We start from the raw sequence: 26,606 nt of genomic DNA, 5'->3' as shown, positions 1-26,606 counted from the left end.
ACTAAGCGCCTAATTTTTGAGGTAAGTACAATGGTAAAAGCCCTGTTGCATCATATTGTTGGCACTATTTCGGTTATCTGCTATTTCCTGAATACAGTTTTGTGGTCAACGCCTATATTCATACTTGCGATTTTTAAGTTAATCCCTTTTGCCCCATGGCGTCGCTTCATCTCCTATTTGCTTGATGCATGTGCCACTGCGTGGATTGGTGTTAATAATCTTAATCAGCGCATAAGTGGGCGTACCAAGTGGCAAGTTAACGGGCTTGAAAAACTCACTCGAGATGACTGGTACCTCGTTGTTGCTAATCATCAATCTTGGGTCGATATCCTCGTTCTTCAACGTGTTTTTAATCGAAAGATACCTTTCTTAAAGTTTTTTCTAAAAAAAGAACTGATATATGTACCAATACTTGGTCTAGCTTGGTGGGCGCTGGACTTTCCATTTATGCGCCGTTACTCAAAATCATTTTTGGCTAAGAACCCTCATTTAAAAGGGAAGGATATGGAGACCACGCGCAAAGCGTGTGAAAAATTCCGCAATAAACCAGTAAGCATAATGAATTTCGTTGAAGGTACCCGTTTCACGCAGGCAAAGCACGATAAACAAGCTTCACCTTTCAATCATTTACTAAAACCAAAAGCTGGCGGCGTTGCTTTTGTTTTATCGGCCATGGGTGAGCATTTACATAAGCTTATTGATGTAACCATAGACTATCCGAACGGCGTACCATCTTACTGGGACTTCGTAAGCGGTAAGGTGCGCGACATTCGCGTGAACATTAAGGTTATGCCTATCAAAGACATTATGGAAAATGGGGTATTTAACGACAGTTATTTTGACGACCCACAAGTTCGTGCACGTTTTCAAACATGGCTCAATGAGCAATGGCACGCCAAAGATCAACTTTTAGATTCACTTAACGCAACTCAGAAACCATTATGATCCGTGTAGTACTAGCGCCCTTTATATTTGTTATGCACACCACGCTGCAAATTCTTAATCTTGCCCTATGGGGCGGCCTTATCATTGTTTTAGGCTTGGTAAAACTGCTGTTACCAAATGGAAAAATACGGACTGCATGGAACAAAGTTATGCATGCCCTAATGTTTAGCTTTGGCCGTATTAGTGTGCTTCTAATTAGGCTATTCAATAAGGTTGATATTGAATGTTCTGTTCACGGTGAGCTTTCAAAGGATAGTTGGTATTTGATTATCGCCAACCATCTGAGTTATTTAGATATTATTCTGCTCATCGAGTTCGCCACACACCGCATTCCTGCACCAAAATTCTTCCTTAAAAAAGAGCTTATATGGCTGCCATTTGTAGGACTTGGAGCATGGGCTCTCGACATGCCATTTATGCATAGATACACCCGTGCCTATCTAGAAAAACACCCAGACAAAAAAGGTAAAGACTTAGAGACTACTAAAGCCTATTGTGAGAAATTCCGAACGGTTCCGACTACCGTAATAAACTTTGTTGAAGGAACCCGCTTTACTACGCAAAAACACTTGTCTAAGCAAAGCCCGTACGAAAATCTACTTCCACCAAAAGCCGGTGGGGTCTCTTTTACACTGTCTGCTATGGGTGAGCTCTTTACTAATGTGTTAGATATCTCGCTGCTTTACCCAGAAAATAGACGTCACCCGATGATGGCAATGCTTAGCGGTCAGATGACTAAAATCGTCATCGACGTGAACATTACTCCTGTACCTGAGCTGCAACAAGAATCAGAACGCACTGAGTCTGAATTTCGTCTTTATTTTCAAAACTGGTTAAATGGTCTATGGGAAAATAAAGATAACCGCATTAAGAAACTGTTGGAGTCGTAAATAATGGAAGTCAGTGCTTCAGTACGCGATCACTTCATACATTTGGTAAAAGATATTTTTCCAAATTTAACTACCGAGGATCCGCTTTACAGTGTAATTGCACTGGGGTCTATTTTGTTCGTTGCCGCACTTATTTACATTGTAGCGCGCCTGTTAGTGCGCCCTCAAATTGCTAACTGGGTGTATAAGTCGAACAATAAGTGGGATAACGCGCTGCAAGAACATGGCTTCTTTAGACGCTTAATGCACCTCTTCCCTGCTCTCTTTATTTACATTGCCACCCCGGTACTTATTGATAACGAAGCTGTGATGCACGGAATGGTGATTAAAAGTGCTCAACTGTACATGCTGTATAGCGGGTTGTTGGCCCTGTACGCCATGCTGAGCACGGTAGAAGACGTATACAATGCATCTGCGCTTTCACGGCGCGCACCAATAACAGGCTTCATTCAGGTTACTAAGTTAGCGTTTGCTATTATCACCATACTGTTAAGTATTTCATTGATTGTAGATAGAAGCCCGTTGCTTATTGTGTCTGGCTTAACCGCCATTGCCGCTGTTTTACTATTGATATTCAGAGACACCATCCTAGGCTTTGTTGCCGGCATTCAAATAGCGGCTAACCGCATGTTTAATACGGGTGACTGGATTGCCATGCCTAAGTATGAAGTAGATGGTGAAATACTCGAAATAGGCCTTACCAACGTCAAAGTACAAAACTGGGATAAAACTATTTCGACGCTGCCGACTTACAGCCTTACTACAGAAGCAGTTAAGAACTGGCGCGGTATGCAAGAGTCTGGTGGACGCAGAATTAAACGCGCCATCTATATTGATGTGCACTCTATCAAGCTTTGTGACAACGATATGCTAGAGCGCTTTTCGAAAATTCGCTACATCAACGAATATATCGATAAGAAGAAAAATGAGCTTCGCGCTTATCACCGAGATTACTCCATTGATGAGTCGGATCTGCTAAACAGTCGCCGCCTTACCAACATCGGCACTTTTAGAGCTTACTTAGAGGCTTACTTGCGCAAGCACCCGGATATAAACCAAGAACTGACCCTAATGGTTAGGCAGCTACCGCCTAACGAGCTTGGTTTACCTTTAGAAATTTACTGCTTCAGTGCACAAAAAGAATGGGTGAGATACGAAAAAGTGCAGGCGGATATCTTCGACCACGTTATGGCTATGCTGGATTTGTTCGACTTACGCGCATATCAACGTGATGGACATTTGTCGCTGCTTGCCCATCGCGAACAAAGCGCTTATAGAAACAGTACCGAAAGTCATAGTACGCAAAACGATGCTCAGGAGAAGTGCGAGTCTAATCCAAAAAGTAACGACGAATAAAAAAGACTCAACATTAAGGCTTAATTTAGGCGAAAAAAAACCGGCTGAGATAGCCGGTTTTTTTAATGCTTATCGCTTAAGCCAATGCGTAGGCCATCAGTAAGCAAAGTACTAAACCAGTAACGCCAAAAAAACCGTACTCGATTTTTTCCTGCATACCTTCAGCACCTGCTTTAGCAGTCATAAAGCCCATAACGATGCTGCTTAGCCCTAGCGTAAAGGCAATTAGCGCAACACCAAACATAATTGCATTAATCCAATCAGCCATTGTGATAACCCCTTAAAAATATTGGCGGTATTATGCACCAATAAATAAGATTTAACCATGCTTGGATTGGCTTAAATGTTCCGCTATTGGTATTAATTGATCTTAGTCAAAACTACTAATTAGTTGGCAATTTCACTAAATAGTGCATCCAGCAGAGCATGAAGAAATCATTAAATCTCACTAAGTTTATGAAAAATATAAACTTTAAATATTGGCAAGGCCATTGCTCTACCTAAGGTATAACAGCGAGTATCGCTAGCGTCTATCCGATAGTGACACTACAACGCTTTGCAGTTTGCTTCGCGCACTTTCGTTAACGCGTCACACGTAAATTAAGGAATGAACAATGTCTAAGAAACTATTACTTTCAGTTGCCCTTACCAGTGCTTTAATAAGCGGCCACGCATTTGCGCATAACAGCAGCTTTCAAAACAACAGTTGTGACATGGAGCTTGATGGTCATATTCAATACTATCAAGGTGATCTAACGGTACAGATGGACAATGGCTCAGTGATGACGATTGACTCCCATCACAATATGACCATCAACGGCGAATCAGTATCGCTTGACAGCGAACAACAGCGCTGGGTAAGTGAATATTACAACAACATTGATATGGCTATTCCTATGACGTTGAATATCGCTAGTGAAGGCCTACAAATTGCCAATGTGGCAGTAACTGAAGTGTTTACTGAACTGCTGGGCGGCGATCAAATGGGTGATGATTTTCGTGAACTGTTCGACTCACTTGAAACCAAACTAAACGCCTCATTCTATGATGACGCAGGCAATATTCGCGTAGACTCAACTAAATTCGATGAGCCAGGTTGGTTTGACGAAAGCTGGGAGCAAGAATTTGAGGCGCAAATTGAGTCTTTAATCAGTGAGTCTATGGGTAGAATTCTTATTGCCGTAGGAACACAAATGTTGTGGGAAGGCGGTGATATGTCTGAGTTTGAGCAAAAGATGGAGCGCTGGGGTGAAGACTTAGAATATCGCTTAGAAAGCCAAGCTGCCGCGCTGGAAGAAAAAGGCGATGCATTGTGTAAGGTACTAAAAAAAGCGGATTATGCCGAAGGTAAAATGCAGGCATCCATATCAGGGTTAGATGATTTGAACCTGCTAGATATTGATCAAGACAACCACCATGACCACAACGACGAAATGAAGATGTAGTTGAACAATGTAGCGAACTCAACTCGCGAAACCAAACCACTTACTTTGAAAACCGACTGAAAAACCAGTCGGTTTTGTGTTTTTATACTAGCCGCTAACCAACTTTTTTGTTATCTCGACTCATTCAAGTTTCCGATTTTACAGTCAATGTAAGGTGCAGAGTTAACGACAACTGCCCCCCAATTAATGTACTCTTGAATCCAAAATAGGGGGGATTTAATCGATGACTCAAAATGTAGTAATTAGTGGCTACGGATGGTTAGCCGGCTATGTAGGCAAGGCGCTTATAGATAAAGTAAATATTGTTGGTACAACACGCAGCGAACAGAAACGCCTCGCGTTAAAAGCGCAGGGTATTACTGCTATTGAATATACTCTGGGCGAAGATACATCAACACTATGTAACCACCTGCCAAACGCGACCTTATTGCTAAATATCCCCCCTGGTAGGAAAAACACAGATCTCGCGTCATTTACTGATAACATGCTGCAGTTGATAGACGCAGCCATCAGCGAAAACGTAGCGCATATCGTGTTTATCAGTACCACGTCGGTTTACGGCGATGCCACGAACAAAGTAGTGTCCGAAGACAGCACTACACAACCGCAAACAGCCTCGGCCAAAGCCCACGTGACTATTGAAGACTATTTATTATCTAAACGAAGTCAGGTTGATATCAGTGTTGTTCGTCTAGCCGGTTTAGTAGGCCCAGACCGTCACCCCGCCCGTTCGTTAAGTGGAAGACAGTTGGATGCAGGAAATAAACGAATAAACCTTGTACATGTGTACGACATTGTATCTGCGTTGACGACCATCATTTGTGACAATCCGCTTAACGATGTTATACACCTTTGTAGCTTGTCTCACCCTAAACGCGGCATTTACTATGTGGATGCCGCGCAAGCGATGAACATTGATGCCCCACACTTTTCTGATACTGACGCAGAACCTGCTGGCAAGGTGATTGACGCTACGAAAAGCTGGGCAAGGCTAAATGTGACGCCAATGTACGGTGACCCGTACAGCATGTTTTAAGCTTGATAAAGAAGCATTTTCCAGAACCTGCAGATTTAATAACCGGTTGAGACTTTAGAACAGTGGGTAGGAAGAAAATTTCTTGATATAAACAAAACGGCAAGCTTCACGCTTGCCGTTTTTTATTGAGCTTGTTGCGATATCGCTGTTGGCTCGCTCTACAATTTTTACAAGGGGTGAGGAAACCTGACTAACCGAAAAGGCTCAGCCCGAAGTATTTTACCGCCACCGTGTTTACAAAAATCACGAGTAGAATAAGTGGAATAAAGGTTTTCAACGATACATCCACGTACTTTTCAAACCAGCTACCTTTGTAACCACTGCTGCCCTCTTCCAAAGATGCATTGAAGTTTGCACTCTTCCAACGATAAATAACGAACAGGCAAATTAGCAAGCCGTTTAACGGCAAAATCGTGTCGTAGAACACATCGTAAATGACATCAAACAGAGATTTATCTGCGCCGGCGTAGTGCATAAACGACGTAAGCACATCAACTTTACCAAACGACAACGCACTTAGGATGGCTAGCAAAATCATAATGCTACCTAATGACCCAAGCGCCCATTTGCGACTTACGCCTTTTTCATCCATAAGCGCCGCAACCGGTACTTCAAAAATAGACACCAACGAGGTTATTGCCGCAAAAAACACTAATAAGAAGAACAAGCTAGCGACAATCGATGCGCCCATATATCCAATCGAGTCTTGTAACGCCAAAAAGATACTAGGCAGATAAGTAAAAATCATACCCACTGACGATTCACTTAAATCATCAGGGTTAATGTCTGGGTTGAAAGAGAAGATGGCAGGAAGGATCATCAAACCGGCTGTGAACGCCACAGCCGTGTCTGTTAACGCCACCAGCTTGGCAGCGCTCGGTACATCTGCACGCTTATCAATGTAGCTACCGTAGGTTATAAGAATACCCATACCCAACGACAGAGAGAAAAAGGCTTGCGATAACGCACCATTCACCACTTCAGCAGTGATTTTTGAAAACTCAGGAACAATATAAAACTCAACGCCAGCCATTGCATTTTCGCGAGTTAATACGAAGATAACGAGACCAATAAGCATCACGAAAAGCGCAGGCATGAGTAGCTTTGCCGCTTTTTCTATCCCTTCTTTTACACCGCCTTGAAGGATGAGGTAGACCACACCAACAACGGCCGCCATGTATACAAAGATGGCTTCAGAGTTGATAAACAGACCAAAGGTTTCTGGGTTAGCTAACTTGTCTAGATTTCCGCTTACTGCTTCGAACAAATAGCCGAAAAGCCACACGGTAATAACCATGTAGAAAACGGCAATCATGAACGGCGTAGCAATAGCTAGCCACCCCGCGACTTTCCATTTCTTTTCATTACCGCTTATATCACTGTATGCACCAAGCGGGTCTTTTTTAGCATGGCGACCAACTGACATTTCCGCCAGCATTACTGGTAAACAAATGGCAAAAACGAAAATAGCGTACATTAAAAGAAATGCACCACCGCCATTTTTAGCTGCACCGACAGGAAACCCTACCAAATTACCTATGCCTACCGCAGAACCTGCAGCAGCCAAAATAAAACCTATGCGCGATCCGAACTGTTCTCTGGCCCCGCTCATATCCCTTCCTCTTGTTGAGTTATTGTTATAGCAGTTCGCCGTATCACGCCTTGTGATGCACAAACACGTTGTGTACTCACAATTCATGTTGGTTGTCGTTACTTACTATTCGTAAGGATCAAGCCGAGCGAACTGGTATTATTTATTATCAGGATGGCGTTTGTTGTTATGACTCACGTGTGGCGTCAACGCGTTGTATTGCTACCTCTATGGGCTTATCAATACGCTGCACCATTCCCAAAATAGCATGGTAACAGCAGTGAAATGAAAAGTCTTGATGTTGAACTTGCTGAAATGATGTTAGACCGTATCACCAAGTTACCACTTCGCCATTCCAGTCGATAAAATGACAAGCTTGGTCTCGATCAAGCGCCGAAAGGTGGTGAATGAGCTGTTTAGCGGTAAACTCAGGCGTGAACAGTTTCTTGGCGGCGACGTTCTTTTGAAAAGGCTTAGAAAGCCCCGTATCAACCGTCCCAGGGTGATAACAAACAAGCATGACATCTTTCAATCTGCGCTTGTATTCCACCGACGCCGTTTTAACCAACATGTTGAGCGCTGCTTTCGACGCGCGGTAGCCGTACCACCCGCCAAGTCCATTATCTGAAATACTCCCTACTCTCGCGCTTAAGCAAACAAGGGTTGAGCCTTCTTTACTCATAACATTCACCAAATGCTTGAGCCACATTGCGGGAATAATGCTGTTAGTCGAAAAATATGCCGCTAAGGCCTGCTCACTAACATCTTCCAAACGTTTCTCAGGATGAATGCCATCGCTTTCGCGGTGCAGAAAGCCGGTAGTGATAACTACCGTAGTTAACACAACCTGCTGTTCAGCCAGCTGTTCAACAAATTCGCTTATGTGCCTATCGTCCTGTTCGGCCAGCTGATGATAGGTAACATCCCCAGAATGATTGGTGTCAGATAAAGGGGCGCGACTAACCGCAAACACCCTAGCACCTTCACTGCTATACTGCTCAATAAGCGCAGACGCAATACCGCCCGACGCGCCCACTATGAGTACGTTATTTTTCACTGGCTTCTCCTGGTATGCAGCGATTGCACTGACGTTTTTTACCTGTTAACAGGTATGAAATGGTGTATCTATGCTTTGCGAATACATTGTAAAAAGCATCGGCCACATAACGAATAACAGGCCAGCGAAGCGGTGCGTATAGCCACCCCATGCCCACGGCTTTCCATGCTTCATGAGTGACATCAAGGCCAGTTATCAACGTCCCGTCGTCACGAAGTCCGTGAATTCTTGCATTGAGTGCATGCCAATCCATGGTTGGATAACGGCTTGAAAAATCGGGGGCCTGAATATCTACCAAGGTCAATTTGTTATGCTTGTCTCTTTTTCTTAAATGACGCATTTCAGCAATACACAACGGACAATACCCGTCATAGAAAATAATCACGACTGAATACCTCTGCCAAATCTTGAACACATTGATACGCATTGTTATGGGTAGCGAACTGCTTCAAGGAAAACGATTAGATGGTTAGGTTAAAACCTTTTACCTAACTCGCACGTTATTCTTATTTAATATTCGTTTATACGATAAAAAAACACGCTTGGATGACTTGTGTTGTGACCTAGCCGCACCCACACTACAGACAAAGATTAAGAGAGGTTTTTACTATGGCAAATTTACAAGTCGCCACGTTGGCAGGCGGATGCTTTTGGTGTATCGAGTCAGCGTTTAATAGCGTTGAAGGCGTGGAAAAAGCAATTTCTGGCTACGCTGGAGGCGAAAAGGCCGATCCAACCTATGAAGAGGTATGCAAAGGAAATACTGGCCATGCTGAAGTGGTACAAGTAACGTTTGATGCCGACAGCATCAGCTACCGGGAGATACTAGAAATTTTCTTTGCGCTGCATAACCCTACACAGCTAAATAGACAGGGCAATGATGTAGGCACACAGTATCGCAGCGCGGTTTTCTATCACGACGATACACAAAAAGCTGAAGCAGAAAAAATTATCGCAGAAATCACAGAAGAAGAGATTTGGCCCGATCCCGTAGTGACTGAAATAGTAGCAGTAAATAACTACTACGACGCCGAAGACTACCATCAAGATTACTTCAAAAATAATCCACAAAACCAATATTGCTCTATGGTGGTGGCGCCTAAACTTGCGAAGTTCAAAAAAACCTTCGCTTCTCGACTTCGCAGCGACGCATAAATAAAACAGCGATATTAAGCGCGCTATCAATAGCGTTAGCCAACAATAAAAAGGGTTGCTTAAAAGCAACCCTTTTGTTTTTCAATCTATTCGTTTTCTTATTATTCAAACCAAACGCTGTTAATTTCTAGTGGAAACAATAAAGGCGCTAAGTCTTCATAACGCGTCTTATGCGCTTCACACGTCGCGTTTTTAAGGTAGTTTTTCTCCCAAGGATCGTTAATGATCCACAAGGTATTTTCAATGGTCACTAATCCTTCCATCGACGAGTTGTCCATTGTGTACTGTTCACAATTCTGGTCGCCGGCAACGTCGAAGGTAATAGGTATACGCTTTGTTGGCTTACTGCCACTCACATCAATTACCCACAGTTCATTGTCGTTTCTTGCTGCGCCAAACAAATAGGATGCGCCCGTTGAATGGGTATAAAGTGCCAGTCCATTGATAGGATGATTACCTGAAGTAAACGAAGGAAGTTTTAGGTTAGGCTCGCTCACTGTGGCAAAATCTTTCGACGAGAAAAAGTCTTCATCAACAGCCAATGTAAAAATTCTTGGCTGTCCTGCTTTATCTTTCTCTAGCGCCAAGTATAAGGTGCCGTCGTCAGCCATAGTAAGACCTTCAATACCATCGTTGGGAAAGTTACCTACTTCGAACTCTTGCGGAAACTGGAGTGGGCGCACATCCGACATTTCAACCGAGCCATTGTCTTTTCGCGTCAATTTTACCAACAAGGTGGGGTAATCTGTTGACCCTGTTTCCTCGTATTTGGTTTCACAACGAGGGCTTAATGCGCCGGTACGGGTAGCATCTTCGGTAACCGTATAAATTACGTTAGTGTCTCTGGGGTCTACGGCTAGCGCTTCTAAATCAGGTTGCTCGCTCAAATAGCTATAAAAGCAGCTTCGGCGCACGGTAGTAGAAAATGAAAAGCGTTCGCTCGATGCGCTCAGCGTTGCGGTATCTGGTGAAATGCTATGAAGTTTCAACTGTTGAGTCGTATCAGCGCTAGCATCTGCGATAGTGACAAGTTGACCGTCTAGCACCACTAACCCAGAGGTTTGAGGATCAAACATAACCTTGCCTTTTTCATCAAGGATCCATTTACCCACAGTGACTTCGGTTAAGTCTTGAGGTTCAGGAGTAATAACAACGTCTTTCGGCTCGCTACAGGCGCTTATCAGTAAAGTGGTTAGCACAGCACTGGTCAAATATTTTAGCATAGTGTGAAGTCCTCTCTGCGTTCATTGAGACGAGAGCAAAAGGTAAAACTGAAAAAATTGTAAGGGAGTATATCGAGCATACCGTTTATTCACAAAAAAGAGTAAGGTTATGCGATAGACATCAGGTTTGCTGAGTACATATATGATTTGGCAACGTTAAATAGTCGTGCTGTCATCATGTTTTCAATTAATGTGCAGCATATTTAGTTAACACGCTTACGTGTATTAATATTGACGAAAATTAAAGGAGAGCGTCATTTCTACGCAGCACTTGCCCCAAGTTATTGCAGGTCCAATAGTAAGAAAAGTGACATCTACAGAATGTCATATTTGGGTAGTAACCAGTAACGCCGATTCACCTGCGCTAAATCTATCTGCAAATGAAGTCGTCGTCAGCGGCAATTGTCAACGCGAAACCGTACCCGTAGGTAAGTACGCATTTATACACTTGCTCTCTTTCACTTCGTCAGAGCCCTTCGAAGATACTGCGCGGATAGGTTACTCGCTATCTTTTAGCGACGACGCTCAACAGGCTTCATGGGAAGATGAACAACGCGGGCTTCTTTACGATGGGCAGTCTTCCTTAAGTTTCCATTACACTGAGACTCCCGAGACCATACTGCACGGCTCATGCCGTAAGCCTCACTTTCAAAGTGATGATGCCCTAGCACAAGTAGATGTACTCCTTAAAAATGCGTTCAAAAAGCAAAATGATTTTCCCGATCTTCTGTTGATGACGGGTGACCAAATTTACGCTGATGATGTCGCAGGTCCTATGCTTAAAGCCATACATAGCGTGATTGACCGTTTAGGCCTTTATCATGAAGTACTGGAAGGAGCAGTAGTAACCAACACTAATGAACTTGCCACACATGAATATGGGTATTACGAACGAGAGCAGCTTCTACCTCAAATTGCGACCAATACGGTACTGTCTTCAATATTCTTTGGTGCTAAGAAAAAACCCGTATTCACATCAGTAAACGCGCAAAATCATTTGATTGGCAGTGCGGAGATCATCGCTATGTATTTACTGGTGTGGTCCGACACGCTTTGGGCTGATATCAATATAGATAAAGATGGGATCCCCCAAAAATACCACGCTATTTTCGACAAAGAACACGAGGCGCTTAGCGGCTTTGTAAAACAGCTACCGCAGGTACGTAGAGCCCTGGCACACATTCCTACCTATATGATCTTTGACGATCACGATGTGACCGACGACTGGAACTTAACCCGGGGGTGGGAACAAGAAGTCTATGGAAACCCTTTATCAAAACGCATGATCGGCAATGCGCTTATCGGCTACTTGCTTTGCCAAGGCTGGGGAAATGCACCAAAAAAAGTGGCGCCATTAATTGCTAAAGTACAAGAATCAATGGGAGAAAGCGGTTTAAACTCGCACGATGAAATCATTGATGATCTGTTGGATTTTGATCAGTGGCATTACCGTTTAGATACCTCACCACCTATTGAGGTTTTAGACACCCGCACGCAGCGTTGGCGCAGTGAATCTAATATGAATAAGCCCTCGGGGCTAATGGACTGGGAAGCACTGTGTGATTTTCAGCATTCTATAATCGGCAAAGAATCTGTCATCGTTGTCTCTGCCGCTCCCATTTATGGTGTAAAGGTTATCGAAGCCATTCAAAAGGTGTTTACGTTTTTTGGCAAGGCGCTTACTGTTGATGCTGAGAACTGGATGGCCCACAAAGGCACCGCGAACGTTATATTAAACATATTCAGGCATTACAAAACGCCCCCCGATTTCATCATTCTATCTGGCGATGTGCACTATTCCTTTGTATACGATGTACGTCTACGCTTTAGGCGAAACAGCCCCCATATCACTCAGTTCACCTGTAGCGGATTGAAAAACGCATTCCCGGATGGGCTTATTAAGTGGCTGGATAGGTTAAACCGTGTGCTTTATCGCTCCAAGTCACCCCTGAACCTTTTTACTAGGCGCAGAAATATGTCGGTAAAAGCACGGGAACCTAGCAAGGGTTATGGCGAATTATTCAACGGTTGCGCCATTGGTGTATTAAAAATTTCACAGAAAAACACCGATGTTCAGTGCAAAGCTTTGTTGAGCAACGGTAAAGAGGTAGAATTCCCTGCTTCTAAAGACGATTAGTTCAAAAGAGGTATCTAATGAGTGATAGCGTACTGTCCATCGGATTATTTTACGGCTCAACAACCTGCTATACCGAAATGGCAGCAGAAAAAATCCAAACGCAGCTCAATAGCCTTTTTGACGAAGATATTGTTGACCTCCACAACATTAAAGACGTGAATCTAACGCGCACCGCCGAATACGACATTATCATTTTTGGTATTTCAACGTGGGACTTTGGCGAGCTCCAGGAAGATTGGGAGTCTCATTGGGAAGAAGTGCACGGCTTGGATTTAGCAGGGAAAACCATCGCTTTATTCGGACTTGGCGACCAACTTGGTTACGGAGAATGGTTTCAAGATGCACTAGGTATGCTTCACGATGCAATATTGCCATCTGGCTGTAAGATCGTGGGGTATTGGCCAAACGAAGGCTATGAGTTTACCGCCTCAAAAGCGTTGACCGAAGACAAAACTCAATTTGTTGGTCTGTCTCTTGACGATGAAAACCAATACGACAAAACCGATGCACGCATCGAAGCATGGTGTGAGCAGTTATTGGTCTCGATGGCTTAACATCTATAAAATTTGGATCTCAGTGTTGGAAAGTAAAGGCCGTATTCATCAGCAGTTTTATCGCAACGGCCCAAGCCACAGGGACGGCGCTGATGTTTCATTTCAAGATATTCGCAAACTGTTTAATTTCGCTACGATCACTGTGGGTAGATGGGTCACAGCAGAAGAACAACAGATTGCTGCTAACCTCTTTTTCGATGCACTTTACGATCTGGTCGCGATCTTAAATATCAATGAACAGGTGTTGTCGTTAAATGGCTCCCTGTCACTGGCTTTTGGCAGTGGCGGTCAAAAACACAGTAGTGCCCACTACAACAGTGCGAAAAGACAGCTTGCGTTAGCAAAAAACGCGGGCGCTGGAGCGTTGGCTCACGAGTGGTTTCACGCCTTCGATCATTATATTGCGCCACGGATGTTCAACGGCATTGCCGCCGGTAGTTTTGCTACACAAGCCTGGCTAGATAACGCGCCTATGATCGATCATCCATTGAATCAAAAATTGAGCGATTGCTTCTCGTTATTGTTCTTAAATGATCAAAAAAGGCCAAATGAGTACTTTGTGCGATCCGTAGAAGCTGATCGCGCGCTAAAAATGTATTATTATGCTATGCCTCAGGAGATGGCTGCCCGTGCATTTGAGGCCTGCATTCAAGATCACGAGATCAAAAATGCGTTTTTGGTGCAAGGCACAAAAAAGTCAACGGAAGCTAGACTTGGCATTTATCCTCATGGTAACTTGCGTACATCACTCAATCAGGCATTGATGTTGTATTTTTACCAATTAGGTGTCGCTATTTCACGCAAACAAACCTAGTTTGTTGTTTTATTACCGTGAAACTGAGTATTTTTTCAACAACAAGTGTTAATGAGCACACTGTTTTTATACAAAAGTCTGTATATTTTTGTAACAAGCAGTATACTAAATGGCTCGAACGTAACAGAAGAAAGAAGACGAGATGAAAAGAAAGAAGCATACCTCGGCTGAAGACGAGGCTCAGATTGATATGACCCCCATGTTGGACATCGTGTTCATCATGTTGATTTTCTTCATCGTAACGACCTCGTTCGTGAAAGAGAAAGGTTTAGACGTAAACCGTCCAGAAGATAATCAAGCTAAAAACGATAAGCCTTCAAAAGCGCTTTCTATTCGTATTGATGCTGATGGCACAATCATGATGGGCGGCCGTGAGGTTGATATTCGTCGTGTGGTAGCTAACACACAAACATACCTAGCGGAAAACAACACGGATTCAGCTGCTATCCAAGCTCACGAAGACAGCGAGCACGGTACTGTGGTAGAAGTTATGAACCAAGTTAAAATTGCAGGTATCGATAAAGTATCTGTTCTGGTTAAGAAGAAAAGCTAAAGCGCTTCATTAACTAGACAAAACTTTACAAAAGCCACCTTCGGGTGGCTTTTTTCGTATAAGGCCTTATACCAAAGTATCTCTTGTGCTATCGCATGAATTTTGTTCAGATCGTAGTATTCGGTGTGTCTGGAAAATCCATGTTGAAGCTCGGTTCCAGACTCGGATGTCACTGGAGCCAATATGCACAAAAAACTAATCTACACCACTGTACTTGCAGCGGTGATGACAGCACCACAGGTGTCTGCCGCCAAAATTGAATTAAGTGAAGCGTTTGAATATAACGCATTCATTTTCGACAGCTTTACCGGCAAATCTTCCGATGTTGAAGGAAGGTTAGCAGTAGGCGGTAAGATGGAGGTAACTGATTTTAATGTTGGCTTGTTGTTATCACCAGATATGTCTGAGTCTGCGCTTGCCGTAGGCGGTAACCTTCATTTCACACGCGGTGATGTTCACGGTGGTTCAACTACCGTGTCAGGTATGGTGTTTGGTTCTAAACTCACATTCGATAAAGCGGTTAACGCCGAGCAAACTGTAAATCTCATCAATTCGACGGTGAAATCTGGCGGTATCTCATCGAAAGGTGATGTCAAACTAGGTAACTCAAACGTTGTATCAGGTGATGTGTACGCCAATACCGTGAAACTTGGCGGGCCTAATAGTGTTAACAGCGACGAGAGCAACCCTACCTTATACGGCTCCCAAATTGAAAACGGAAACGTATTTGCCGAGACTAGCGTTGAACTTGATAGCAGCGAAGTTAACGGTGCCGTAACGCTTAACGACGTTAGTAATTACACCGCTATTAACGGTTCGACAGCAGCATCTGTTGAACAAGGCAGCGTGATTAAGGCTGACGTTAACAATATTGACTTTAATGCGATTGCTGCCGAAGTGACAGGGCAGTCTCAGGAATTTGCGTCAATGTCGGTGAATGGCACAACAACATTGTCGTGCACTGACGCTAACGATTCGGACCAAGCGGTTGCTTGTACCGACGCTAGCAAGGATGTATTGCATACCATTACCTTCTCTGGCTCTGATGATATCAATATCTACAATATTGACGCTAGTTGGTTCAGCGCTGCTGATAAAGGCATTGTTTATGATTTCTCAACCACCAGCTACAACATCATCAATGTGTACGGTGAATCAGTTGAGTTATTTAACACTGGCTTCTTTAATACAGCCTTTACGCAGGAAAATGAATATTTCAGAGAAAATGGCCAGTACAGAGACAACGACAACAATGTAGGTCAGCGTCATGATGGCCTTTATACCAACAACATCTTGTTTAACTTTGTTGATGCTGATTTTCTTACACTACATAGTGTGGGTGTTAAAGGCAGTGTACTTGCGCCATATGCAGAGCTAAGTTTCTACAATGGTCATGTGGATGGTAACGTCATTGCTAATCGTTTGGAAACGCCGTTCAAGGAACTGATTAATGACGATGGTGAAACCTACGTTGCACCAACAGGCCAAATAAACAACTATCAGTTCGGTGCCATTAACGTAAGTGAACCAGCCTCAATCGCTCTTTTATTTGGCGCTGGATGTTTCATGCTAGCTAGACGTAGAAAAGCGAACTAACGCTTTAAAAAGAGAGTAAATCTTGAGACAAAAGCGGCTTTATAGTGCAAAGCCGCTTAATCTCGGCGAAGACAGCAACAGTTCATCGCTTGTTACACCGCCGCCTTGCCCTTCTCGCCACCTTACCTGAATACCCGCTTCAAATGCTTGGTACTCAACCGCAAATGCTTTTCCTATGTACCCAGCCACAATCCAGTTGTGATTGATTCGATACTGACCTTCAGCCATAAAATTTCCGCTTAAACCCGTATCTGAGCTTTCACCAAGGGTCGCGTTCTCGTCTGCCGTTGGAAATGCACCTCCAATCGGAAAGCGCAGTTCATCGTCTTGTTCAACACGTGAAAGCGCAAGTGAACTTCGAAGTTTAACTTGCCAGTTTAGCGCCTCAAGCGTTAACAGCTCTGAATAGCCCCCGATGCTGACAAACTGACTGGGGCTAAAGTAGCCACCATTGCCGACCGTAAAGCCGCTTGGATTTTTATCATAGCTTGTATAGCTCAAGAATGGCCCTACACGCCAATAATCAAGCATGGGAGATATTATGGTAGCAATATCGTAACTCACATCACCCCGTAGAGAGAACGCACTATTATCGGCAACCTGCTCGCCTTCTAAGCGACTAACCTGAGCAGTACCTGCAACAGACCAGTTGTCGGCGACTGCATGCGCTACTAACCCTCTTATGCCACTTTCTATCACGTATCCCCAAGGTTTCGCGTGATCAGCATTGAAGGTTCCGGTTTGACTTAACAAGCTGTCTTCTTTTGCCTTTCTAAATAAGGTTGCAGCTACCGTTGTACTGGTAAGAAATTTGGTTGCAGATATCTGCCCCGTTACTTTAGCGCCAACGGGTTGATCGAACATGGCATATTCAAGATTAGCGTAAAAATTGAAATCAGGTGCCTGGTAATGCGCTTCGGCGCGAAGCCCCTTATCTTCAAAGCCGCTTATTCCCGAAAATGCTCCACTCAATTGGTCGTTACCAAACCAGTCGCCAACTTGAGGGCGACCGCTGTAGAATTGCTTATAGTCGAGCGATACTTGCCACAGCCAGTTTTCATAACCGCTGCCAACACCAACATATTGCGACAGAACATCGAAATTACCGAGTCCCTCACTCCCGCTTCGACTGCGAGTATTAATACCGTAGACTGCACTTAGGCCATCTTTAGTTTGTGCTGTAACTCCCCGCGCATCGCGATTTTGATAAGCTAGCCAAAACTGTTTTCTGGGCCAGGCGTTACGTGTGGTACGTTCTTGCAATATGCTTTTTACCGCACTGTATCTCAGCGCCAATCGGTTCAGTGTGGCTCCGTCGTCTTGATTAATTGTAACCAATTCATTAGCAATTACCGTATCGGTTGGCGTCTTCGCTAGCACTCGCTCGAACGCTGCGGTGGCGGTTGTGGTGTCTTTTATCTCTTTAGCAGCCCATCCAATTAGTGCTTGCTCATCTACACTTAAAGGTCTCAAACGGGCAAGTGCATCGCCTGACTCAATACTTTGCTTATAGCGCCGCGTATCGTAAAAAAGAGCCTGTTGGCTAGCCAGTGCATCAGCACAGCGTCGAATGAAAACCTCAGTATTGATACTACATGCTAGGTCAAACGCGCTTTGCTTGGCCGTGTCGCTGCTTTGCGCGCTAAGTGATAAATACCTGCCTTCGTTATCGTTTACCAAACTAAATAGCGCGTCGGCAAAGTCGTAATTTTTCGAGTCATATTGTTGCCATGCCGCGCCCTTCAGCACTTCTTTCACGTAGCCGCTGTTATCAGATTTGAGAAACTGCTCCAGCGCTGTCGTATCGCGCAAAAACAATGCCTGCTGTAGCTCAATACCAGTGATACTGTTAAGGCCTTGTTGAGCGGATTGTTTATCGATATCCCGAACTGCCGATTGTAGGGCCTGAGAGAACTGCTGCGTTGCCATTTTTAACATGCCTTTATCAATGGCTGTCCACCCCATAAGCAAGTAAAAATCAGTACGCTTAATTTGATTGCTCAATGCAATAAGCGTTTCTACTTTTTGCTTCGGCGTATTTGCTCTGGCTTTCGGCGTTAACTGAGCAAATTGTTCGAGCGGGAGGGCTTTAGAAGCGGGCTTATCTGGCTGCTTTTTTAAAGCCTGAAGCGATTCTCTTGGCTCTGAAACTACAGACTTGATAGTACCTTTTAAGCGGCCGTTTATTCTGTTTAGTTCGGTTTCGACTTCTTGTGGCACCTGCCATGCAGGGTAACGAGCTTTTAAGCGCGTAAACTCTTCATTGGCTTGCTGAATCTGTCGCTCATTAATATGGTACCAAAGCCCTGTTAGATCTGGCTGTTCTTGTTGTGCAGGTAATATACCCAGATCTTTTTCTTTGTACGTTGTTTTAGCTTGTCCGTATGCCTGCACCGACACAAGTGACGTGGCCAAAGCGCCTAGTGCCAGATACAAAGACGTGCGAGTAAGCCGAGTTTTCACGATGCGTTATCCAAAACTGCTAGCATAGAAAGCAGCGTTAAACTTGCCGAGTAATAATCCATGTTTCGATTGATCTCAGGCCACTCTGGCCTTTGCTTTTCTTCTGATTTCATCAAGCTGTTTACGGCCATCTGCACTGAACGCATTCCCTTAGACATTTCGTACTCAGCGGTTTCCTCGTTTAACAGGTTGATGGTAGCTGGCGTAGGCGTTATCGCCCACCATGCATAGTAGGGAGAAAGTAGCTTCTCAGTTAACCTAGCGTTTTGGCGAAAACGTGGGGACCATGCAAGCTGAAGCGGTATACGGATCGCATTAAAACCAAACTCGGGCGATATCACATTATCTAAACTTAACGCACCAATTTTACTGTTATCGGACTCAGCACTATTAGGGGTAAAGCGCACCCAATCACTGGGCAATTGATAGGAAGAAAACTGCATATTAGACAGCAAGATCAAGCCCGATTCGAACAGGCTTTCCCAACGTGACGGAGTGTCCGACAGCGAAGACAGGTCAGTTATGGCGGGAAAAACCCAATAGGACAGATTTAGCTGAAGGCTGGCATTTCCTGTTTGGTCAGATGCAAATCCGTATTCCCCTGGCAAGAGCACGACACTGTTATTATTCACCACCAAAAGTTTCTGCTCTACAGCACGTACAATATTCCTGGCGGCCTCCTCATACTTACTAACGCCCCACTTTTCACTTGCACGCAATAATGCCCAGGCAATAAGAATCTCACCATCAGAGGCATTATTAGGGTCATCAATACAAGAGGATGAATTATCCACACAAGGTCGGTAGCGCCAGCTAAAGAGCCCGTCTTCTCGCATGAGCGTACGTTGGGTCCAGTGCCATAATGCATCAAAGGTGTCTTTATCGTTGGCGGCGACGGCAAAGAGCATACCGTACCCTTGCCCTTCACTGTGAGACACATCATCATTTCCCGTGTCTACTACGCGCCCACCGTCAACAAACAATGCCTTGTACGCTATGTACTGAGACTTGAATTCGCTATCATCCTTGGTAGAGCACGACGCCAACAGGAATAAAACACCTATCACTAGCGTCGCTTTTGTTGCGTAATGCAGCTTTACCATGAGTCTTGCACTTGTTTATTTCTGCGTTTAAGCAACAGGTAAATAAGTAGGCTCACAACAAATACAACCAATATAAAGCCTATTAACCAATACCACGGGTTGTTAGACAGCCATAGTCGTAAATGCAGCCAGCTGTCGTCGGCTTCACCCACTTCATATTTATCGCTTACCTGCATGACGAGTGATGGCGAAAGACCATCTTTCCATGCGAAGAAATCCCCTGCCATCTGCCCCCACATCGACAAACTAACTAGGTCCTCGACTCTAGCTTGAAGAAGCTCTGGCGTCTGTGCTGCAATAATGAACAAGGTATCGGTTCGTGATGAAACTGGGTTTGCCTGTGCAGTAAGCACAGCTTGCTCGCCTAAGTCGCTTTCTTGAACTGTATGGCCGTCTACGCGCATTTCTTTGAAAGACTGATCGTCAGTCAGGTTTCTTACGCGATTGTAAAGATTATTCTGTAACCGATAAGACCAGCGTTTCGTTGCCTCAATAGCCGTACTGAATTCAGACTGCTCGATATTCGTTAAGCTTTCAGGGGTGCCTAGAACAATCACAGAGCCTTCGGTTGCAATGTCGTTTCCAGTTGCTATTTTCACATTTAGTAAAGGCACTTGAGCTACTTGCGCTAATTTTGCTGAAAGAGTCAACGCTGTATCTAAGTAGTCATCTGAAGGAATAGCAATGGTTGACGATGGGGCTGACTTAAAGCGGGCAAACGGGTAAGCGGTTTCTGAAAGCAAAACGAGACTAGGCTGAACTGCCACGTTTCCTGCATCAGGGAGCTTAATAGCCGAAGAATCATCAAGTTGGAATACGAGGTGGGAACCAGGTATATCATCACAAGGTACGCCTGCCAATGGCGCTCTCATGGTTACCGAAAAGTCTAAATTATTCGTCCCGCCTTTGAAGAACCGTGCAGGTATTCTTAGCTGATAGTCTCGGTAGGATTGTCCGTTAATATTATTAAGAGACAAACCGTGTACAAGTTCGTCGTTCACACTGACATTCATAACCGAACCAGGTCCAAAACCTGCGCCATACCCAAAGTCTAAGAGCAAGCTCACGCTCGCGTTTTCAGGCACATAAAAATCTGCAGGCAATCTGAATGACACCCGTTTAGTGAAGTTCCCCTCATCCCTAAATTGAGTGGTCGCCACACCAAAGTCTTGGAATGTGTAGTGATTGTCAGGGTTCAGAATGCGATGACGCTGCAGCGTTTCCGCCTGCATTTGTGACTGTGAAAGTACGGTGACTTGTGAAATAGGGTTGATCGCATCGTCCATTACCGCCAAGGCTTTCGCTGCTTCAAGTACTTCATCTTGCGTAGTACCGCTGACAATAAGACGGTAGCTAGCCGGTACAATAACCTTGCTGTCCTTAACAAACGCTGGTGTCCGCTGTGCTTTTAGAAACGCGCCATCTATGTCGTTAATCACTTCGTCAGATAACACAGGTGATAACGCGTCGACTGTACCAACTAGAATATGAACAGGCTGCTTTTGCTTGGCTTTGAGATACCATGCAGTACGCTCGTAACGAGCAACATTTTGGTCGTTCCAAAAACTATTTTCTGTGTCTTCTAGCTGGGGCAAAACGTAACCATCATCAAAGCTGTCATGCTCGATAATCAGCGGCTGATATTGATTCCTAAGAGACAGTGCTTGCGCAACAATGGAAAGTGTCTGATATCTAATTTGAGCATCAGCTTCACGCGCTGTGTATAGCTGAACGTTTCGCTGTCCGCCAATTCCTGGATTAAAGAACCCGCTGAGCTCATCTAACGTGAAGCGCTTTTCAATTACCGACGTCGCAATTTTTAGCGTTGAGTTGTATGCATTGATTTCGCTCCACAACTCAGGTGCACTGCCATCAACACATTGCTCGGCGTAGTGCTGACTCACCGCTAGTGTCAGAGAGTTAAACCCGGCTCGCCATAATGAAGTGGGGATCGCAATTTCAGAGACAAGAGAAGGTCTGTCTGGGTCGAACGCAATCTGTCCAATGGTCGCATTATTAAATCTCACATACAGCTGAGAACGCTTTTTAATTAATGCCTGAGAGCTAACCACTTCTAATGTCAATAAGGCGCTATCTACATCAGTGACTGAGCTTAGGGGGATTGGTATATCAATAGAGGCAGATTTTCCCTGTAAGCGCACGGTACTTTCACCGCCAAAGAAGTCGGTTAATCGATACGTGTCGGTTTGCGCCGCTAGGGTAAAAGACATGCACAAGCATACGATAAACATAAGGTATTTTTTTATCATTGTTTTTCCTTTGCCAGTTTAGCAAGCAAGCCTAATTTCATGGCGAATTTCCCAATCAATACAAGCAAATGCAATAAAACAGGCTTTAACCCAACTTTCAACACATGTTTTGCGCCGAACCAGTAAGAGATAGCCCTTGTTCTTCTTCGTTGAAACGACAGCCAGCGCAGACTATCACACAGTGAATAAGCGACGACTTCGTTTTCTTGTTCTTCGGTTTGAGGCATAAAGCGTACACGGAGCATTTTTGACTTACTATCGTAATGCAGCACATTTATAGGGATATGTACGTTTCTACTTAGTGCGTGGCTCCATGAGGTTAATATCGCGCCCTCGGGCACGTAAGCACCTTCTCCCTTTAATCGAAGCCGAGCCCCGCCAAGCGACATGTCTACTAAATCACCCACCCATCCTTGACCGTTCTCACTCTTGATAACCACACTATTGGTAGCGGGCAAGCGTGCCTGGCTACGAACTTGTTTTCTTTCTAATAATACACTGAGTACAGACAGCAGTAATATTAAATTGAACACGTTCCAAAGCATTACCACTACGGTTAATTCTCGGGTGATCGGCTCAGTGATAAATTTATAAACACCAGAGCCTAGTGCGAAAGTGATGACCAGAATAAGCCAATAAAATACGGTTGAAAGTGGCGACACAAATGTCTTTTCCAGGCTTTCTCCTTTGGGCGTTACAACAAAAGAAGGAGCGCGAGGTTTTAGGAAGACTTTTACCAAGGCATTCAACGTAAAAGCACATTGTAATATTTCATATAATTCTGAGACCAGCGGCCATCGAGTTCGACCAAAAAGCATGGTTGATATCATGTAGGTAGCGATAACGTGAGGTATAGTGAAGGCAAAGATTTCAAGTAATGACGCGTGATACACCTGAAGCCCAAAAACCAAATATGCTAGCGGCATTAGCAAGAAAATAATACGGGCGAAAGGAAACAGCCAAAACATGATTGAACTCATGTAACCCACCCGCTGGTGCCATTTCAGGCCTTCCGCTTTGAATGGTTTTTTTAATAATAAAATTTGCGTCATTCCCTGCGCCCAACGCATACGTTGCTGAATGAATGCATCAAATGTTTCAGGGGCGAGTCCGCTTACCATTGGCCGATCAACATATACTGATTCATAGCCCATTTTATGCAAATCAAGCGCAGTTTCTGCATCCTCTGTAATAGAATCACCCGAGATCCCCCCCACCAAGTCCAGATGCTTCCTTCGCATTAAAGCAGCCGAGCCGCAAAAGAATGAGCTCCCCCAATAGTCTAGCCCCTTTTGGATGGTGCCATAGAACATGTCATTTTCAGACGGCATACGGGTAAATGCCGAGAAATAGTTTCGTTCTACCGGATCGGGATTAGCCATAAAATGAGGAGTCTGAACTAAGAACACTTTTTCATTTCTAAGCATCCAAGGGACAGTTCTATCTAGAAAATCTGAAGTGGGCACATGATCTGCATCAAGAATTACAATTAACTCACCCGTAGTGTTGTGTATTGCGCTATTAACATTACCCGCCTTGGCGAATTCATTTTTTTCACGCGTGTGATACGTAACACCAAGGCGCGAACAAAGCGCCTGGAGGTCCTGTCTTCGCTGCTTTGCTGAAGCCGCTGAAACCGGATTATCTGCATTGATTTTTTGATCTGTTCCGCCGTCGTCAAGCAAATGGATGTAAAGCTTATCCTTTGGATAATCCAGCATTTGTGCGGCACGAATTGTGACCTCTAATATCTCTTCATCTTCGTTATAACTTGGGATCATTACGTCAACGCTCGGCAGCGTAGATTTGTCTTTACCTTCCAATGTCAGAAGAGGACGACTTAAAGGAAAAGCATTCACGATTGCGCCCAATACGGAAGTTATCCCAGCGTAAATTTCTGCGCCAAACAATAGCCAAACTGCAATCATAGAAAGCACATCAGAATAAGTGAGCGTATAAATACCACGCCATAATAAATACCTCACGCTAAGTGCTATGGCGAGAACGAGCGCAAGTACTCTGAATAAGTTCTGGTATTTTTGAGAATGCCTGGCTTCTTTACTGCAAAGCGATATGAAAATGAGAATAGTAACGGAAGCCAGGAGTTGCCCGAGTGCATCCATCGGAGCCAAAAGTAGCGCCCCAAGAACGAACGACGCTACTAGTAAAACAGCAGTAAGGTGTGACGTGTAGTGATGTTTATGTGTTTGCGAATGATCCAACGTTGCGATCCAGAATGTGTATGTGCGTTACACTTGCATAGTTCGCCCTGTTGATTAACGTCATCTTTCCGTCTGCGATCTCTACCTCATGATTGCTCTTGTAAAACAAACTAGAGATATGATCTCTGCGCTTTCTGTCGCTCTTAGATACTAAGAACCACGCTGGGTACGTCGCAACTCCGAAAGCGGCGACCGCACTTAGAACATAGAAAACGACTGGCGACATAGACGGTGCTAAGTACAGGGAAAATAAAAACATAGCCGTGCTCAATACCGTAAATATACCAGTAATTTTACGTAAGCGTATAACTTTAATAAGTTTATTCTCTGCATCAAGTAGCAGGTTGAGACGTTTCTTCCACAGGTTTTCTGTTTCTAGACTTGTTCGAGTCTCAACTAGACGAGGTTGCTCACTTGCCGAAACAGCATTGCGAAAATGCCTCGCGCGCTCAAATACGTTAACCGCAGTGCCTTTGTCTATCGCACTTTGAAACGATTGCTCAAGCAAGTCAGACTGATTAGATTGTTGTGTATTTTCCACTAATTTCACTGCGCATACTCCCCTCATTACTACACGTTGAGTCTACTTCCACATATTCAGAGGAAAAATTGCTGAAACCATACTTACTGATTAGAAATGATACGCTTATATTTGGATAAAGATATTGAACTTTAGCCCATTGAACTTTGGTATACCCCTTTAAAAATAAGGCGCGCAGAGATTTGATATGATATTTGTTGACCGTTTGGTTAAGTATTTTTAAGAATTCTAACCATCGGAAACTGATCTTTTTTTGAGCAAAATGAGAGGGAAATTAGACTAATTGATTAGATAAAGGTATTGAAGGTTTTAACTAGGGTTTGCGCAGCTTACTTAAAATACTGATCAAATTGCTTACATTGAATACCGTGCCGAAAATACTTCCTACAGAAATGGCATACAGCAGCCCCAAAGTTTCAGCTAGAAGAAAGACTTTTCTAATAGTATGTGTGTTGCGAATAACCAGTGAACCCACTGTGAAAATAAGTGACGACGCATAGGCAATGAAAATGATCCAGCTGTGATCTAGTACAAACCATTCATAAGCCAGAAAGCCTAAATTCACTGCAACAAAGAAAAATAAAATAGCGTTGCTTCTGTGTTTGATCGCAATGAAGTTACGAACGCTGGCAAGTAGAGTACCGATGCCTGCGGCCATAGCGTCTAGCATAAAAAAGTGCACGCTAAGTGCGCTCAAGGCAAAGGCAGAAATAAGCAAATATCTGTCTACATTGGTTTGGCGATACCCAATAAAATTCAATACAACGGCTATCGCGCCAAAGCCTTCTGCGATTATGTTCATTTATAAAAGCTCATTCAAAATTTAAGGTAAAAAGGCTGACAAAGGGCTTTGTATTCAATTGTGTAATTGCCCTGCGCGTCTCTAATCGTTAATGTTGTCTTACTCGCCTCTTCAGTAATTACCCCGACATTTTCAATTGGCGATAATGTGGAAGTTAACGCTAGCTTTCTAAAGTGGAATGCACAAAGGTAAGGAGCGCTGTTAGATTCATGCCTGACGTAAAGCTGCTTTTCTAACGCGAAGCCATGGGAAGCGGCGATCTGAATTACCCTTGCTTCTAGCGAAAAAGGATAAACGCAATACAAATGCCCGTTTAATTCAAGCATTTCTTGGCTGACCTCAAAAAACTCTTCTGCACTAAGCGCCAAAGTCTGCCTTGCCAAATTTCGAGACTGGCTCTGCTGGTTGTAAGCATTTGAACGTTTGGCGGGCGAGTCGAAGTAAGGCGGATTTGAAATGACGACATCGTACAAATAGGGCGATGTAAAACTATTTACATCACAACAGCGGGCAAATAATTGGTTAGCCCACTTTGAATTTTTAAAATTCAACGCGGCCTGCGCGGTTGCATCTTCATCAATTTCTATCGCGTCTATTCGAACGGCTCGCTGATTATCAATACGCTGTTCATCGGCACTACTATGAAAACTATGCTCCGACTTTTGCGCCATCATCAGCGCAAGAATGCCACTCCCTGTTCCAATATCTAGGATATGCGTCGCCGTACCTGGCTCAGCCCAACTTCCTAAAATTAGGCTGTCAGTGTTCACTTTCATGGCGCAATTGTCCTGCGCTACGGTGAATTGTTTACAGCGGAACATAAGAAAGTCATATTACCTAATGCGTTAAAAGC

The 26,606-nt window shown here is 44.1% G+C and carries 23 protein-coding genes; 11 read left to right on the top strand and 12 right to left on the bottom strand.

From position 1 onward, the window contains the following. Positions 1-30: 30 nt before the first annotated feature. From AC27KT_RS14940 to AC27KT_RS14930, 3 genes are read left to right on the top strand one after another with little or no spacing between them, the layout of a single operon-like run. Complete coding sequence (locus AC27KT_RS14940; RefSeq protein ID WP_487131245.1) at positions 31-945, top strand: acyltransferase; 915 nt, start codon at positions 31-33, stop codon at positions 943-945. Continuing rightward, positions 942-1,835, top strand: coding sequence for an acyltransferase (locus AC27KT_RS14935; RefSeq protein WP_487131243.1), 894 nt, complete (start codon positions 942-944; stop codon positions 1,833-1,835). Before AC27KT_RS14940 ends, AC27KT_RS14935 begins: the two co-directional genes overlap by 4 nt. Before the next feature lie 3 nt (positions 1,836-1,838). Then, on the top strand, positions 1,839-3,191 hold the full coding sequence (locus tag AC27KT_RS14930) for a mechanosensitive ion channel family protein (protein ID WP_487131241.1): 1,353 nt from the start codon (positions 1,839-1,841) through the stop codon (positions 3,189-3,191). A gap of 76 nt (positions 3,192-3,267) precedes the next feature. Here the strand turns inward: AC27KT_RS14930 and AC27KT_RS14925 are convergent, their stop codons facing one another. Further along, a complete protein-coding gene (locus tag AC27KT_RS14925; RefSeq protein ID WP_014950735.1) occupies positions 3,268-3,459 on the bottom strand; it encodes a hypothetical protein in 192 nt (63 codons plus the stop codon). Positions 3,460-3,805: 346 nt separating this feature from the next. On the opposite strand from AC27KT_RS14925, the gene AC27KT_RS14920 reads away from it, so the two are divergent. Together AC27KT_RS14920 and AC27KT_RS14915 are read left to right on the top strand one after the other, a co-directional pair. Then, positions 3,806-4,636, top strand: coding sequence for a DUF2884 family protein (locus AC27KT_RS14920; RefSeq protein ID WP_487131238.1), 831 nt, complete (start codon positions 3,806-3,808; stop codon positions 4,634-4,636). A gap of 223 nt (positions 4,637-4,859) precedes the next feature. Continuing rightward, positions 4,860-5,672 carry an NAD-dependent epimerase/dehydratase family protein gene (locus AC27KT_RS14915; protein WP_487131236.1) on the top strand — a complete coding sequence of 271 codons (813 nt, stop codon included), beginning with the start codon at positions 4,860-4,862 and terminating at the stop codon, positions 5,670-5,672. 190 nt (positions 5,673-5,862) lie between these two features. Here the strand turns inward: AC27KT_RS14915 and AC27KT_RS14910 are convergent, their stop codons facing one another. The 3 genes from AC27KT_RS14910 to AC27KT_RS14900 all read right to left on the bottom strand — a co-directional run bounded on the left by AC27KT_RS14910 (position 5,863) and on the right by AC27KT_RS14900 (position 8,705). Then, complete coding sequence (locus AC27KT_RS14910; protein ID WP_487131234.1) at positions 5,863-7,284, bottom strand: sodium-dependent transporter; 1,422 nt, start codon at positions 7,282-7,284, stop codon at positions 5,863-5,865. 310 nt (positions 7,285-7,594) lie between these two features. Then, positions 7,595-8,320 carry an SDR family NAD(P)-dependent oxidoreductase gene (locus AC27KT_RS14905; RefSeq protein WP_487131232.1) on the bottom strand — a complete coding sequence of 242 codons (726 nt, stop codon included), beginning with the start codon at positions 8,318-8,320 and terminating at the stop codon, positions 7,595-7,597. After that, positions 8,310-8,705 (bottom strand): thiol-disulfide oxidoreductase DCC family protein, encoded by a 396-nt coding sequence (locus AC27KT_RS14900; protein WP_487131230.1) that lies wholly within the window; start codon positions 8,703-8,705, stop codon positions 8,310-8,312. Before AC27KT_RS14900 ends, AC27KT_RS14905 begins: the two co-directional genes overlap by 11 nt. A gap of 224 nt (positions 8,706-8,929) precedes the next feature. Between AC27KT_RS14900 and msrA the strand changes: the two genes are divergently transcribed. After that, positions 8,930-9,475, top strand: coding sequence for a peptide-methionine (S)-S-oxide reductase MsrA (msrA, locus tag AC27KT_RS14895; RefSeq protein WP_014950741.1), 546 nt, complete (start codon positions 8,930-8,932; stop codon positions 9,473-9,475). Positions 9,476-9,576: 101 nt separating this feature from the next. On the opposite strand, the gene AC27KT_RS14890 is transcribed toward msrA, so the two are convergent. Beyond that, positions 9,577-10,698, bottom strand: coding sequence for a hypothetical protein (locus tag AC27KT_RS14890; RefSeq protein ID WP_487131227.1), 1,122 nt, complete (start codon positions 10,696-10,698; stop codon positions 9,577-9,579). A 271-nt stretch (positions 10,699-10,969) separates the two neighbouring features. Between AC27KT_RS14890 and AC27KT_RS14885 the strand changes: the two genes are divergently transcribed. The 5 genes from AC27KT_RS14885 (at position 10,970) to AC27KT_RS14865 (ending at position 16,352) form a co-directional block, all read left to right on the top strand. Then, the gene (locus AC27KT_RS14885; protein ID WP_487131225.1) at positions 10,970-12,835 is read left to right on the top strand and encodes a metallophosphoesterase family protein; all 1,866 of its coding nucleotides are present in this window, start codon (positions 10,970-10,972) and stop codon (positions 12,833-12,835) included. Positions 12,836-12,852: 17 nt separating this feature from the next. Beyond that, on the top strand, positions 12,853-13,389 hold the full coding sequence (gene fldB, locus AC27KT_RS14880) for a flavodoxin FldB (protein WP_487131223.1): 537 nt from the start codon (positions 12,853-12,855) through the stop codon (positions 13,387-13,389). A gap of 25 nt (positions 13,390-13,414) precedes the next feature. Further along, positions 13,415-14,203, top strand: coding sequence for a CLCA_X family protein (locus AC27KT_RS14875; protein WP_487131221.1), 789 nt, complete (start codon positions 13,415-13,417; stop codon positions 14,201-14,203). A 142-nt stretch (positions 14,204-14,345) separates the two neighbouring features. Continuing rightward, positions 14,346-14,756: an ExbD/TolR family protein gene (locus AC27KT_RS14870; protein ID WP_014999591.1), complete on the top strand. Its 411-nt coding sequence runs from the start codon at positions 14,346-14,348 to the stop codon at positions 14,754-14,756. Positions 14,757-14,939: 183 nt separating this feature from the next. Then, on the top strand, positions 14,940-16,352 hold the full coding sequence (locus AC27KT_RS14865; protein WP_487131219.1) for a collagen-binding domain-containing protein: 1,413 nt from the start codon (positions 14,940-14,942) through the stop codon (positions 16,350-16,352). Positions 16,353-16,391: 39 nt separating this feature from the next. Here the strand turns inward: AC27KT_RS14865 and AC27KT_RS14860 are convergent, their stop codons facing one another. The 7 genes from AC27KT_RS14860 to AC27KT_RS14830 form a co-directional block, all read right to left on the bottom strand. After that, positions 16,392-18,815 carry a cellulose synthase subunit BcsC-related outer membrane protein gene (locus tag AC27KT_RS14860; protein WP_487131217.1) on the bottom strand — a complete coding sequence of 808 codons (2,424 nt, stop codon included), beginning with the start codon at positions 18,813-18,815 and terminating at the stop codon, positions 16,392-16,394. Next, on the bottom strand, positions 18,812-19,918 hold the full coding sequence (locus AC27KT_RS14855; RefSeq protein WP_487131215.1) for a family 8 glycosyl hydrolase: 1,107 nt from the start codon (positions 19,916-19,918) through the stop codon (positions 18,812-18,814). Before AC27KT_RS14855 ends, AC27KT_RS14860 begins: the two co-directional genes overlap by 4 nt. After that, entirely contained in the window at positions 19,912-22,188 is a 2,277-nt protein-coding gene (locus AC27KT_RS14850; protein WP_487131213.1) for a cellulose biosynthesis cyclic di-GMP-binding regulatory protein BcsB, read from the bottom strand. Before AC27KT_RS14850 ends, AC27KT_RS14855 begins: the two co-directional genes overlap by 7 nt. Next, entirely contained in the window at positions 22,185-24,410 is a 2,226-nt protein-coding gene (gene bcsA, locus AC27KT_RS14845; protein WP_487131211.1) for a UDP-forming cellulose synthase catalytic subunit, read from the bottom strand. Before bcsA ends, AC27KT_RS14850 begins: the two co-directional genes overlap by 4 nt. Further along, on the bottom strand, positions 24,388-24,960 hold the full coding sequence (locus tag AC27KT_RS14840) for a hypothetical protein (protein WP_487131209.1): 573 nt from the start codon (positions 24,958-24,960) through the stop codon (positions 24,388-24,390). The genes bcsA and AC27KT_RS14840 overlap by 23 nt, the downstream gene beginning before the upstream one ends. Before the next feature lie 304 nt (positions 24,961-25,264). Further along, the gene (locus tag AC27KT_RS14835; protein ID WP_487131207.1) at positions 25,265-25,753 is read right to left on the bottom strand and encodes a YgjV family protein; all 489 of its coding nucleotides are present in this window, start codon (positions 25,751-25,753) and stop codon (positions 25,265-25,267) included. Positions 25,754-25,767: 14 nt separating this feature from the next. Continuing rightward, complete coding sequence (locus tag AC27KT_RS14830; RefSeq protein ID WP_487131205.1) at positions 25,768-26,529, bottom strand: tRNA1(Val) (adenine(37)-N6)-methyltransferase; 762 nt, start codon at positions 26,527-26,529, stop codon at positions 25,768-25,770. Between the last annotated feature and the right edge of the window lie 77 nt (positions 26,530-26,606).

The organism is Alteromonas sp. 5NW40-0090 (assembly GCF_057552975.1).
Note: the sequence above shows the minus strand (reverse complement) of the source record. Positions and strands in the feature narration are given on the sequence as shown.